Source organism: Bartonella sp. LJL80 (assembly GCF_054871565.1).
Genome location: NZ_JBTXLM010000005.1, coordinates 170,378 through 183,940, shown reverse-complemented (window position 1 = coordinate 183,940; position 13,563 = coordinate 170,378). Strand labels below are relative to the sequence as shown.

At 48.3% G+C, this 13,563-nt stretch carries 12 protein-coding genes; 10 read left to right on the top strand and 2 right to left on the bottom strand.

Going from position 1 to position 13,563, the window contains the following annotated elements; genetic code table 11:
• Positions 1–123: 123 nt before the first annotated feature.
• Complete coding sequence (locus tag ACYSNS_RS10155) at positions 124–1,113, top strand: LacI family DNA-binding transcriptional regulator (protein ID WP_461723039.1); 990 nt, start codon at positions 124–126, stop codon at positions 1,111–1,113.
• An 8-nt stretch (positions 1,114–1,121) separates the two neighbouring features.
• Here the strand turns inward: ACYSNS_RS10155 and ACYSNS_RS10150 are convergent, their stop codons facing one another.
• On the bottom strand, positions 1,122–1,859 hold the full coding sequence (locus ACYSNS_RS10150; protein WP_461723038.1) for a DUF3750 domain-containing protein: 738 nt from the start codon (positions 1,857–1,859) through the stop codon (positions 1,122–1,124).
• Positions 1,860–1,986: 127 nt separating this feature from the next.
• Positions 1,987–2,853: an NAD(P)-dependent oxidoreductase gene (locus tag ACYSNS_RS10145; protein WP_461723037.1), complete on the bottom strand. Its 867-nt coding sequence runs from the start codon at positions 2,851–2,853 to the stop codon at positions 1,987–1,989.
• 407 nt (positions 2,854–3,260) lie between these two features.
• On the opposite strand from ACYSNS_RS10145, the gene ACYSNS_RS10140 reads away from it, so the two are divergent.
• The 9 genes from ACYSNS_RS10140 (at position 3,261) to exaC (ending at position 13,486) form a co-directional block, all read left to right on the top strand.
• Entirely contained in the window at positions 3,261–4,310 is a 1,050-nt protein-coding gene (locus ACYSNS_RS10140; RefSeq protein ID WP_461723036.1) for an NAD(P)-dependent alcohol dehydrogenase, read from the top strand.
• Between the two features lie 20 nt (positions 4,311–4,330).
• Complete coding sequence (locus ACYSNS_RS10135; protein ID WP_461723035.1) at positions 4,331–4,729, top strand: (R)-mandelonitrile lyase; 399 nt, start codon at positions 4,331–4,333, stop codon at positions 4,727–4,729.
• Positions 4,730–4,933: 204 nt separating this feature from the next.
• Positions 4,934–7,195, top strand: coding sequence for a TonB-dependent receptor domain-containing protein (locus ACYSNS_RS10130; protein WP_461723068.1), 2,262 nt, complete (start codon positions 4,934–4,936; stop codon positions 7,193–7,195).
• Between the two features lie 33 nt (positions 7,196–7,228).
• Entirely contained in the window at positions 7,229–8,128 is a 900-nt protein-coding gene (locus tag ACYSNS_RS10125) for an alpha/beta hydrolase (protein ID WP_461723034.1), read from the top strand.
• A 7-nt stretch (positions 8,129–8,135) separates the two neighbouring features.
• Positions 8,136–9,065, top strand: a complete 930-nt coding sequence (locus ACYSNS_RS10120) for a siderophore ABC transporter substrate-binding protein (protein ID WP_461723033.1) — start codon at positions 8,136–8,138, stop codon at positions 9,063–9,065.
• Between the two features lie 129 nt (positions 9,066–9,194).
• The gene (locus tag ACYSNS_RS10115) at positions 9,195–10,151 is read left to right on the top strand and encodes an ABC transporter permease (RefSeq protein ID WP_461723032.1); all 957 of its coding nucleotides are present in this window, start codon (positions 9,195–9,197) and stop codon (positions 10,149–10,151) included.
• Between the two features lie 67 nt (positions 10,152–10,218).
• Positions 10,219–11,094 (top strand): iron chelate uptake ABC transporter family permease subunit, encoded by an 876-nt coding sequence (locus ACYSNS_RS10110; protein ID WP_461723067.1) that lies wholly within the window; start codon positions 10,219–10,221, stop codon positions 11,092–11,094.
• A complete protein-coding gene (locus ACYSNS_RS10105) occupies positions 11,091–11,849 on the top strand; it encodes an iron ABC transporter ATP-binding protein (protein WP_461723031.1) in 759 nt (252 codons plus the stop codon). Before ACYSNS_RS10110 ends, ACYSNS_RS10105 begins: the two co-directional genes overlap by 4 nt.
• Before the next feature lie 128 nt (positions 11,850–11,977).
• Entirely contained in the window at positions 11,978–13,486 is a 1,509-nt protein-coding gene (gene exaC / locus ACYSNS_RS10100; RefSeq protein ID WP_461723030.1) for an acetaldehyde dehydrogenase ExaC, read from the top strand.
• Positions 13,487–13,563: the final 77 nt, after the last annotated feature.

Genomic DNA, 13,563 nt, shown 5'->3' with positions numbered 1-13,563 from the left:
TCACTGCTTTATCTTGTGGAATTGAAAACGTTTTCTTGAAAAATGTCAAGCAAGCGGTTAGTATTTGTAAACAATAAACAGGCAACAGGAAAACGTTTTCATTAAACGTGGGTGGGGAGTTTCATGGGTGCGGGCATAAAAGACGTTGCAAAATTGGCAGGTGTTTCGCCAGCAACGGTTTCACGCACCCTTTCTGGCGGCATTGTCAGTGATGCATTGAAACAGCGTGTCATGAAGGCTGTTGCCGAAATTGGCTATAGGCCCAATCTTGCCGCACGTCGGTTAAGGGCGCAAAAAAGCGATACGATCGGTTTGATCATCGCCGATATCAGAAATCCATTTTTTACCGCGGTTGCCCGCGCGATCGACGATGTTGCGCGGTTACATGGACAACGTGTCATTTTGTGCAACACCGATGAAAACCCCAAGCAGGAAAAAGCCTATCTTGATCTCATGGAAGCGGAAAATGTTGGTGGGATTATTCTTGCCGCTACATTACCAACCATTGAAAATCCTGAAAACCTCCATTCCTCGCGGCCCATCATGCTCATTGACAGGGCACCTGATGAAACACTTTATGACGCGGTTGTTATCGACAATAGAGCGGCTGGGGCGGCATTGGTGCACCATCTGCATCAACGTGGTCGGAGAAAGATCGCTTGCCTTTACGGTGCCACCAGCGCAACAGGTTTTGAACGGGAACTTGGCTATGAAATCGCCATGAAAACGCTCGGTCTGACGCCTAATAGTTTTCCCGTCAAACATGCCCCCCTTGCTATGGAAAATGCGCTGGAGACCATGTTTGAACAATCAGAGCTGCCCGATGCGATTATTGTTACCAATGGCCTTCTGGCGCTGACAACAGCACAGTTCTTACAAAAGAGAAGCATGCAAGTTCCGCTGGAAATTTCTTTGGCAAGTTTTGATGACGAGCCATGGATGCATCTGATATTCGGTGGTATCACCACCATGGCCCAGCCAGTGATGGAAATCGCAACCAAAGCTTTTCGCGGCCTGAACGAACGCATTGACCATCCGGATAAACCGGTCAGTCAGCTTGTTCTCAACAGCAAGCTTATTATCCGAGGTTCTACCGCTTTTCGGCCGACTTAAACAAAAGGCTATAAACCGATACGACCTATGCCCGGCAGCTTGATACCGGGCGGATTAATATCCAATCCGGCAACAAGCCCACCCAGATTGAGCTCCACCCCGCTTTGCAAACCTATGGAAAATCCTGCAAAGCCTTTGATGCTGAAATTGAGATTATAGTGATCTTTATCAACCCTAATCAGGCGACCTTGGTTAAGATAATCCCGCCCAATAGCCAAAGATGGCAGAATTACATCGAGCTCTGGCACATCACGTAAAATGCTGGCTACGAAACTGTTGGAGTTTGGCCCGGGAAAGATGTGATAATCACCGGCGTTACCATAGCGGTAATGGGAGATTGCATTTTCAATCTTCGGAATAAGTTTATCGGCTTCTGCCCCTTCAACCTTGTGCACAATATAGGGTTTATTGGAATACCAATACGCATCGGCGGCATAAGCATTTTTGCGCAAAGCCTTTCCCCAGCCCACCACATCATAGCGCTGATAGCTATTCTCGCCGGTTTTTTTCAGCACCAGCCAACTATGGATAGAAACCGCACCCTTCATACCACCAGTGCGCGCGGCAAGAACATAGATGGCGGCCCGATCCGTTTGCGGTTTTGGAAGGACACCGCTTGCACCCCAATTGGCTGTTCGGTAACTGGTTGGGCGGTCCTTGAAATACCACCAGACCAGCGCACCCCCCACAGGTAAAAGGTAAAATACCAGCAGAAACAGGCAAAGAATTTTTATAAATCTCTTCAAAACATATCTTTCAACAGTCACGACCAAGTCTTCATCTGTAATGAAATAAAGACTTAATCGTGAACGCTTTCTGTTGTTTCAAAGAAAAATTCGAGCCACCCTCGCCTGTTGTGCTTTCATTGCTCTTTTACTGCGGCAGACGTTTAATCAGGCTTGATGTGTCCCAACGTCCACCTCCGAGAGATTGGACATCGCCGTAGAATTGATCAATGAGGGCTATCACCGGCAACACAGAGCCATTTCGTTTTGCTTCATCGAGACACATGCCTAGGTCTTTGCGCATCCAATCAACGGCAAATCCATAGTCAAATTTGTCATCAAGCATGTTATAGCCGCGGTTCTCCATCTGCCATGATCCGGCTGCCCCTTTGGAGATTACATCCAGTACCGCTTTCATATTCAATCCGGCTTTGTGCCCGAAAGCCAAGCCTTCGGCAAGACCCTGCACGACCCCGGCAAGGCAGATTTGATTGACCATCTTGCATAGCTGCCCGCTGCCACTTTCGCCCAGAAGCCGCACCGATACGGCATAAACAGAGATGATTTTCTCAATAGATGCATAGACGTCCTGCTTACCGCCACACATGATTGTAAGCTTGCCATTTTCAGCGCCTGCTTGACCACCGGATACCGGTGCATCAATAAAGCCGATACCGGCTTTAGCAGCGATTTCTGATAAGTCGCGGGCCACCAGCGCGGATGCGGTGGTATGATCAACATAAACACTTCCCTTGCGCATAGCGGCGATAGCACCTTGAGCACCAATGGCCACTTCACGCAGATCATTATCATTGCCGACGCATGATAAAACAATGTCCTGACCAATGGCCGCTTCTGCAGGTGTTTTTGCCAAATGCCCGCCAAATTGCGCCACCCATTTTTCCGCCTTCGACGTCGTCCGGTTATAGACCGTCACATCGTGCCCGGCTGTTGCAAGATGCCCGGCCATTGGATACCCCATGACGCCTAACCCTAGAAATGCTACTTTTGCCATCTTCCACTCCTTCGGCATAATATAGGTGCATAAGAAACGCCGTTTGTGCGGCTGTATCAAGACATATTTATTTGATCCATTCATGCATGGAATTCATAACACCATATCATCGGCTCTAGCTAATCAATCCAATTGCCAAAGCTTATTCTAACACTAGATTTTGAGTCGATTGCTTTTAAGAGCCATCGAACAAAAAATATGACGACAATTGGCAGCAACAAAAATGGTGACGATGATATCCATTCTTCGGTGCTGTTCGTTCAGACGGAAGGCTGATTTGTCGCAATTCTACATGTCGGAGGCTGAAACAAAGACTGTTCGATCGCGAAGATTTTATGTTCAAAGAGCAATCCAGCGATTTACGAAATTGAAATATATTTGAAATTGAGTTCAAAGGAGTTTTATTCATGTTTACTTGTGAGGCTTTTGCCGTCAGCGGACCCGATAAGCAATTTCAACCTTATAGCTTTGAAAGACGCGATCCACTCCCGCACGACGTCGATATCGATATTCAGTATTGCGGTGTTTGCCATTCCGACCTCCACACCGCGCGCGGTGAATGGGGGGGGACACTCTATCCTTGTGTGCCGGGCCACGAAATTATCGGCACAGTGCGCCGTGTCGGCGATAAAGTCACAAAATTCAAAACCGGTGATAAAGTGGGTGTGGGCTGTATGGTCAATTCCTGCCGCGAGTGTGAAAGCTGTAAAAATGGGCTGGAACAGTATTGCACCAACGGAAACACTCTGACTTACAATAGCCCTGATCCTGAAACAGGCAAAGACAGATACACCTTTGGCGGTTATTCGAAACGTGTTGTTGTCAACGAAGATTTCGTCTTGAAAGTACCGGAAAATCTCGATCTTGCAGCTACTGCACCGCTTTTATGTGCCGGCATCACAACCTATTCGCCGTTGCGGCATTGGGGTGCCAAGAAAGGCACAAAAGTCGGCGTTGCCGGACTTGGCGGCCTTGGCCATATGGCAGTCAAATTAGCCCATGCCATGGGGTGTGACGTGACAATGCTCACAACATCACCGTCTAAAGCCGAGGATGCAAGACGCCTGGGTGCCGACCACATTGTTTTGACCCGCGACGCACAGGAAATGGCGAAGGCCGCAAGCAGTCTGGACTTGATCATCGATACAATTGCAGCCGGTCATGACATCAACGCCTATCTCAATCTGCTGAAAGTCGATGGCGCACTTGTTCAGGTTGGCGCTCCAACAGATCCGCTGCCGGTACAAGTATTCAACCTCATCCCGACACGACGGACTTTCGCCGGCTCATGCATTGGTGGCATTGCTGAAACGCAAGAAATGCTCGACTTCTGCGGCAAGCACAACATCACCGCCGATGTTGAGATGATCAAGGCACAGCAGATCGATTATGCCTATGAGCGCATGTTGAAGAGCGATGTCAAATATCGGTTTGTGATCGATATGGCTAGTTTCTAATATAAAAAAGGAAAACGATCATGGAAATCAAAAGAAGCGGAAGTCGTCCCTCTGGAAAGGTGCCGGCAGAATATTTCACCGGAACTGTACGCTTGGACCCGGCAATAGACCCACATGAAGGATCTAATCTACTGGCCGGGCATGTGACTTTTGAGCCAGGTGCCAGAACCAATTGGCATACGCATCCGAAAGGTCAGTCGATTATCATCACTTTCGGCCGCGGTTGGATCCAGCGTGAAGGCGGGCCGATTGAAGAAGTGAGCGCTGGCGATATTGTATGGTTTGAGCCGGGAGAAAAACATTGGCACGGTGCATCACCGCAATCTGCCATGTCACACTACGCCATTCAGGAACTCGAAAATGGCAAGAGCGCTGATTGGATGGAACCTGTCAGTGACCAGCAATATCGCAATGATTGATTCGATAAACTGGCTAAATACACAAAAACTTGAAAAGCGGCGCGACAGCGCCGTTTTTTTTAAGCCTGCTATCTCCCTCTTTTAAAACACAATTTCGCCATATTTTGAAACGTTCTAAAACTTGATAGTTGACAGAAGGTATTAACCCCCTTTTAAACAATACAAATTGAGTCAACATTTTCGTGAAGAGGGTATTTTATGATGATGACAGAACGCAAAAGGGGGCGTTTTTCATTTAATAGACGTTATATGGTAGCACTTGCCTGCAGTGGTCTGGTTGGTGCTGCAACGATAGCCGCCTATCCGGCTTTTGCGCAAACGACACAACAAAATCAGCAAAAACGTGTAGTCAAAACCGCTGCACAAAAACAGGCCGAAGCGGCGCAGGCTGAAGCAGCTGCCGCGAATGGTGAAAAGACTGCCCAGCCAGCAACAGCAGCAGAGGGGACATTGCTGCAGCAGGTCGTTGTCAGTGCGACGGGTTTTGAACAGAATGTGAAAGATGCACCAGCCAGCATTTCTGTTATTCCGCGTGAAGAAATTGAAAAGAACGCCTTCCGTGATCTCACCGATGCGTTGCGTGGCGTACAGGGTGTTGCAGTCACCGGCACAGCTTCCGAACAGGATATTTTCATTCGCGGCCTTCCCGGTGCCTACACCTTGATTCTGGTAGATGGTAAGCGTCAAAGCACGAGAGACGCACGCACCAACGGTAATTCCGGCTTTGAGCAAAGTTTCATTCCGCCATCTTCGGCAATTGAACGGATCGAGGTGGTACGCGGCCCGATGTCATCGCTTTATGGATCTGACGCGATGGGTGGTGTTATCAACATCATCACCCGTAAAGTGCCGGAAAAATGGACTGGCAGCTTTACAATCGATGGTACAGCCAATCAGCACAGTGAATATGGCAATACTGCGCAAGGCAGCTACTATGCCGGTGGTCCTTTGGCACCGGGCGTTGTCGGCCTGCAACTTTGGGGTCGCGGTCTGGGGCGTGCCGAAGATGAAATTATTTCGGGCACACCAAAGAAAAAAGAAATCGATATCACCGCAAAAGTCACGGTGACGCCGAACGAAAACAATGATCTGACATTCGAAGCAGGTCACACGCGTTTGCGTCGTTACAGCACCGTCGGCAAGAACATTGAAAACACCGATAGCAATGCCAGCCGTGCCGCTGTCGATACCTATAACCTCAATGATCGTGATCATTGGGCTATCGGCTATACAGGTCGTTTCGGCTGGACAACGGGCGAGTTCTCCATTCTACAGGAAACGGCACAACGTACCAATTATACTTGGAGCGGCGTTGAGCAGGAATATGTAGCAAATCTACGTTCGCCAGAAATACGAAACACCGTGGTCGATGGTAAATTCACCACACCTTTCGAGCTTCTGGGCAACCACACGCTGGTAACCGGCGGTCAATATACCAAAGGTGATCTGACCGACCAGAATCCCGGCATGCGCACGGGTCTTGATGACGAGTTTTCTATCGAGCAATGGGCTGGTTTTGCTGAAGACGAGTGGTGGTTGACCGATACGTTTGCCCTAACCGGCGGTCTGCGTATGGATCACCACCAGGTTTATGGCCAACATTGGAGTCCGCGTGGTTATGCTGTTTGGCATGCTACAGAAAACTTCACTCTTAAGGGGGGCGTTTCAACTGGTTTCAGAGCGCCCGAAATTCGCCAGATCGCACCGGGTTATGCCTATACGACTGGTGGCGGCAATTGTTTCTATGGTCGTAAACCGCCAAAGGGCCGCAATCGTTGTGGTGTGATTATCGGTGCCGATGGTCTCGAAGCTGAAAAGAGCACATCATACGAATTCAGTGTCCTATGGGATAATCTTGACAATATGCAGTTGGGTGCAACCTATTTCTACACCGATTTCAAGGACAAGATTACCAACCGCCAAGTTTTGGACGCTGCCGGTAATCCCGTTGAATGGTCGGTTGATCCTAACTATGTGCTTTATGAGAATCTGAACATTGACGATGCAGTCATGCAGGGTGTCGAGCTAACCGGTACATGGATGGCCACCGATACAATCACCGTACGGGGTAATTATACCTATACCGACTCCGAGCAAAAAACCGGTGATTATTCCGGGCTGCCATTGGCGAGAACGCCGGAACATATGGCCAATATCCGTGCTGACTGGATCACACCCATTGATAAACTGGAAAGCTGGGCCGCAGCCAACTACCACGGTAAAGAAACCAATGCCGGTTTCCGTACAGGCAGTGCCGGCAAGGCAGTCTATAAGAATGGTGTTATTGTCGGCCGTGAATATGAGGATTACTTTACTTTCGACATTGGCGGTTCATATGCCTTTAGCGAGAATGTCAAGTTTAACGCCGCACTCTACAATCTCTTTGATAAGCGCGTCGGCGTCGATCAATTCAACGATGTTGTCGAAGGCCGTCGTTTGTGGGTTAGCATGACATCTAATTTCTAAGGCGCACCAATGTTTCGCAGGATATTTCCACGATTGAATCACTACCCTATGGCGCTCGTCGCCATAGGTTTTCTGTCATTCTTGGCAACGGAGACTGCTTTTGCTTCCTCCATGCCGAAAGATCGCGCAGTTACCTCCGGTCAAAAAGATATCATCGCTGCCGATGGTAAGCCCTATAGGCTCTTTATCACCCAACCAGATGGGGCAGCACCCGACAAGGGTTGGCCTCTGGTCGTATTGCTGGACGGTAATATGACATTTCCTCTGGCGCAGTCGCTTCATCCAAAAGCGCTGTTGGTTGGCATCGGCTACCCTACAGAGCGCAAAGAAGAAATCGTCCAAAGGCGTTTCTTTGACCTCACCACCAAAGCGCCGAGTGATAAAATCCCCACGCGTCCCGGCACGCAGAAACCGCAAACCGGCGGTGATGCAGCCTTCAAAGATTTAATCATCAACAAGATTTTGCCGGATTTAAAAGCGACTTATCCTATCGACGATAATCGTAAAACCTTATTCGGGCATTCTCTGGGTGGTCTTTTTGTCATGAACACGCTGATATCGCAGGATAAATACGCATTTCAGACCTATTGCGCGGCAGACCCGTCCATCTGGTGGAACAGTCATGAATTCATGGCACGGCTTGAGCGCTTTCAAAAGCCCAGTGATTTCTCACCACGTCTTCTAATAGAAACGTCCGGCATGCGGACAGACCATAAAAAGATTGGTGATGAACAAAAAAAGCGCATCGCCGATTTGCGTTCAGGGCCTAACGGCAAAGATGTTTCTACCTATCTCAAAAATAAAAAGCATATCGATAATAGTTTCCACCGTTTCGACGACAAGAACCACGGGACGATGGTCGCCCCGTCAATCAAAGATTGTCTCGCGTTTACGCTTGAAAACAGACAGCCAATCAATCCACCCAAACAGTGAGGAAAAAATGATTACACGACGCAAAACACTTGCCACACTATTTTTTGGCGCGCTGACAGCCGCCATTTCATTTGCATCCCCTACTTTTGCCGATGTCACGGTCAAACATGTATCGGGCGAAACCTCCATACCGGATCATCCTAAAAAAGTTGTCGTCTTTGACCTTGCAACCTTGGATAATTTGACACGTCTGGGCGTAACCGATGTTATCGGCGTACCGGAAGGGGTAAAGCCAAAATATCTCGAACAATATAATGACGCGAAATACACCAAAGTCGGAACATTGTTCGAACCGAATTATGAAACAATTGCTGGTCTTCAACCTGATCTGATTATCATTGGTGGCCGTTCACAGCCGAAATACAAAGATCTTTCGAAAATTGCACCGACAATCGATCTTACGGTCAATAATGACCACTATCTTGCCGATGTCGACCGCAATGTGACGCTTCTTGGCCAAATTTTCGGCAAACAGGATCAAGCCAAGGCTGAGATCGACAAACTTAACGAAAAGCTTGCTTTAACACGCAAGGACGCAGCCGGAAAAGGCACTGGCCTCTTGATTTTGACCACCGGCGGCAAAATGAGCGCCTTTGGCCCGGGATCACGTTTTGGTCTTCTGCATTCCGGCTTCGGTGTCATTCCGGCCAATGATAAATTGGAAGTCGGCAAACATGGACAGATGATTTCACCTGAATTCATCTTGGAAACCAATCCTGATTGGTTGTTTGTGATCGATCGCGATGCAGCCATCGGCCGCGAAGGGCAGTCTGCAGCACAGCTTCTCGATAATGCGCTTGTCAACAAGACAAAGGCTGGTGAGAAAAAGCAGATTGTTTATCTCGACCCTCAAAATTGGTATCTTGTTGGCGGCGGTCTTTCCGGCCTCAATGAAACAGCAGACCAGTTAAATGAAGCTTTTTCGAAAGCCAAATAATGTTCAAACCTGTTGTTGACAAAAAAACTCAACAAATGGGTTGATTGTCGAACCAATACAAGGTTTAACACCAGCGGTTATGGTTTTGATCATCGCCGCTGGTGTTTTCTTTTTTAGGTAATGGTTATTGTGCGAAATTATTGCATTGGCATAACGGTAATCGTCGTCCTTGCTATTACCAGCATCTTTCTTGGCTTTTCAAACGTGACACTGTCGCGCCTGATGGAGGGAGACGCCAATGCGTGGTTGGTCTTCTGGCAAACCCGCATACCGCGAACGGCGTCTTTGATTTTGGCCGGCATGTCATTGGCTCTGTCCGGCATGATCATGCAAATGCTTGCCCGAAACCGTTTTGTCGAACCATCAACGGCAGGAACCGTTGAATCTGCTTCACTTGGCATCCTTTGCGTGATGATTTTTGCACCCGGCATACCCGTCATCGGCAAAATGGCTATTGCGGCTTTGTTTGCTTTGGCCGGGTCCTTGCTCTTCATGTTCCTGTTGCGGCAAATACCGCTGCGTTCCGTTCTCATTGTGCCACTGACAGGCATAATGCTTGGCTACATTATCGGTGCTTTGACCAATGGTATTGCAGACAACGAAATGCTGCTTCCCTCGCTACAAGCCTATCTCTTCGGCAGTTTTTCGATGGTGATTGATGGCAAGTATGAATTGCTATGGCTGTCACTGCCCTTATGCCTTCTGGCATATCTTGCCGCTGATCGTTTCACCGTTGCCGGCCTAGGCGAAGATTTTGCCAACAATCTCGGGCTTAACTACCGCAGTATCATGCTTTTCGGTCTTTTAATTATCTCTCTTATAACGGCCTGTGTCATTTGCACGGTCGGAAGAGTACCATTTATCGGCCTTGTCGTTCCTAACATCGTTTCCATTGTCATGGGGGACAATATGCGCCGCAGCGCCCCATGGGTCGCGTTAACCGGCGCGGGACTGGTGCTGTTATGTGATATTTTGGGCCGTGTCATGAGCAAATCAGCTGAAGTACCCGTTGGCACCATGATGGGCGTGATAGGCAGCGTGCTGTTTATTGCACTTCTTTTGCGCTGGAGGAAACGCCTTGGCTAAAAGAAAATCGGCAAAACCCATTCTGCTTGTGTTGGGTCTCTCGGCTCTAGCCGTTATCGCGCTCTATATGTCATGGAATATTAATGCCAACATATGGACGTTTCGCTTCACAAAACTGGCCTCCCTTGTATTAATCGCTTACACAATTGCCGTGTCTACAGTGCTCTTCCAGACAGTATCCAACAATCGTATCCTGACACCTTCCATCATGGGGTTTGACCAACTCTATATTCTGATACAGACACTTGTTGTCTATTTCGTTGGAACGACGACCATTCCCGGCATCAGTGAAGAAGTGAAGTTCCTCTGCGAAGCTTTGATTCTGGTTATTTTCTCGACACTTTTATTCCGCTGGTTATTTTCCGGCAGTGTCAAAGGCCTGCATATGACGCTTTTGATCGGCGTGGTCTTTGGTGGTCTGTTTTTCAGTTTGCGCATGTTAATGCAACTTCAGCTGAACCCTGATGAAGCTGTCAATCTTACGGATGTCATGTTTGCCAATTTCAACCGCTTCAACACTGGGTTGATCGGCATTTCGGCGATTATTGCGTTGATCGTCTCGGTGATCGGCTGGCGTATGCGCCATCTCTTCGATGTCTTAACTTTGGGACGTGATGCTTCTATTAATCTCGGGATTGATTACCGCAAAAGCGTAACGCTCATCCTCATATTGATCTCGATACTGGTTTCCGTTTCCACAGCCCTTGTTGGGCCGGTTACGTTCTTTGGTCTTCTTGTTGCCAGCTTGGCCTATCAGCTGACCCCCAGCAGCAAACATATTGTTGTATTGCCGGTTGCGGTGCTGCTTTCCATCGTCTTTTTGGTCGGCGGGCAATTTGTACTGGAACAATTGTTCAATATGGCCAGTCGCCTGAGTTTTATAATTGAATTTGCCGGTGGCATCGTCTTTTTGACCTTGCTGATGAAGGGAAAATTAAAATGATCGAAATTGGTCATGTTTATAAAAGCTACGATGATTGTCTGATCATTGACGATCTGAGCCTGACGATTCCGAAAGGCGGCATTGTTTCCATTATCGGCCCCAACGGAGCGGGAAAATCGACCTTGCTGACGATGATCAGCCGCCTTTTGCCAATGGATAAGGGCATGATCAGCGTCGATGGTTTCGATGTGACAAAGACATCTGGTGATATTTTTGCAAAACGCCTGTCCATTCTCAGACAGGATAACAGCCTGTCAGCTCGCCTGACCGTGCGCGATCTTGTTAGTTTTGGCCGCTATCCCTATTCCCATGGGCGCCTTACCAAAGCAGACATCCAATTCATAGACAGCTCCATAAGATATCTTGGCCTTGAAGAGCTGCAAGAACGCTTCCTCGACGAATTGTCCGGTGGCCAACGTCAACGGGCCTTTGTTGCAATGATCATCTGTCAGGACACAGACTATGTCTTACTTGATGAACCATTGAACAATCTTGACATGAAACATTCCGTTTCCATGATGAAGCAACTTCGAAAAGCTGCCGACGAATTGGGCAAAACCATTGTTCTTGTCATGCACGATATCAATTTCGCCTCCTGTTATTCCGACCTTATCGTCGCTTTGAAAGATGGAAAATTGGTCCATGCCGGCCGACCTGACGAAATCATGCAACCCCATATTTTGGAAGATATCTATGGGCTGGATATCAAAGTATCCGAGATTGACGGTCAGCGTATCGCTATTTTTTATCAATAGGCAGAAATTGCCCCACCCCTGTCTTGCGCAGAGCAACAGCATCTCCTTTGACAAAGATTTAAGGCTTTGGTTTAGCCCTTCCTCGTGTTAGCCTCATCAATACGACAGTCATTCTTGAGGAGGAAGACATGGTTGAAAATCGTCGCGTAAAATCACCTTTCAAAAATCGATATGAAAACTACATAGGCGGAAAATGGATAGCGCCCAAAAGCGGTCGCTATTTCGAAAACCGATCACCGGTCAATGGTGAAATCCTGTGTGAAGTTGCCAGATCACAAGCGGAAGATGTTGAAGCTGCTCTTGATGCCGCACATGCTGCCAAGGAGGAATGGGGCCAAACAAGTGCTACCGATCGCAGCATGGTGCTGTTGCGTATTGCGGACAGGGTGGAGGAAAACCTGAGGGCAATTGCAGAGGCAGAAACATGGGATAATGGCAAGCCCATACGCGAAACAATGGCTGCAGACATTCCATTGGTTGTCGATCATTTCCGCTATTTTGCCGCTTTGATCCGCGCGCAGGAAGGCGGAATTTCCGAGATCGACAAGGATACCGTTGCATATCACTTTCATGAGCCACTGGGCGTTGTCGGCCAAATTATTCCTTGGAATTTCCCGATCCTCATGGCCGCATGGAAATTGGCACCGGCTTTGGCCGCCGGTAATTGCGTTATCCTGAAACCGGCAGAGCAAACGCCGGCGTCCATCCTTTTCGTCATGGAGCTGATTGGAGATCTTGTCCCTCCGGGTGTTATTAATGTTGTGAACGGTTTTGGCGAAGAAGCCGGTGTTGCCTTGTCCGGCAATTCAAGAATTGCAAAAATTGCCTTTACCGGAGAGACCGGCACAGGTTCTAAAATTATGAAGGCGGCTGCCGAAAACATCATCCCTGTCACGTTGGAACTTGGTGGTAAATCGCCAAACATATTCTTCGGCGATATTATGGATCATGAAGATTCTTTCATCGATAAAGCCATAGAAGGATTGGTGTTGTTTGCTCTAAATCAGGGCGAAGTCTGCACCTGCCCAAGTCGCGCTCTTATCCACGAAGATATCTATGACAAATTCATGGAACGCGCGCTTTCACGCATCAAGGCGATAAAGCGTGGCGATCCATTTGATCCTGAAACCATGATTGGTGCGCAGGCATCTACCGAACAAATGGAAAAGATACTGCGCTATATCGAAATCGGCAAGCAGGAAGGTGCAGAACTGCTGACCGGCGGGCATAAATCCAGCCTATCGGGCGACCTGGCCCATGGTTGCTACATTGAACCGACGGTTTTCAAAGGCAACAACAAAATGCGCATTTTCCAGGAAGAAATTTTCGGGCCGGTTCTGGCTGTCACCACCTTTAAAACCGATGCCGAGGCATTAGCAATGGCCAATGACACCATGTATGGACTGGGGTCTGGCATTTGGACAAGAGACATCAATAAGGCCTATCGCTTCGGCCGCGCAATACAGGCTGGTCGGGTGTGGACCAATTGCTATCATGTCTACCCGGCCCATTCAGCCTTTGGCGGCTACAAAAAATCAGGTATCGGACGGGAAATGTACAAAACGACTCTCGAACATTATCAGCAAATTAAAAATATGCTGGTCAGTTATAGCGTTGATAAAATGGGCTTCTTCTAGAGCATTTTCCCAAAAGTGTGAAGCGCATCCGTGGGGAGAACGATTCACAGGATCGTTTTTTTAATCCCACTCCTATC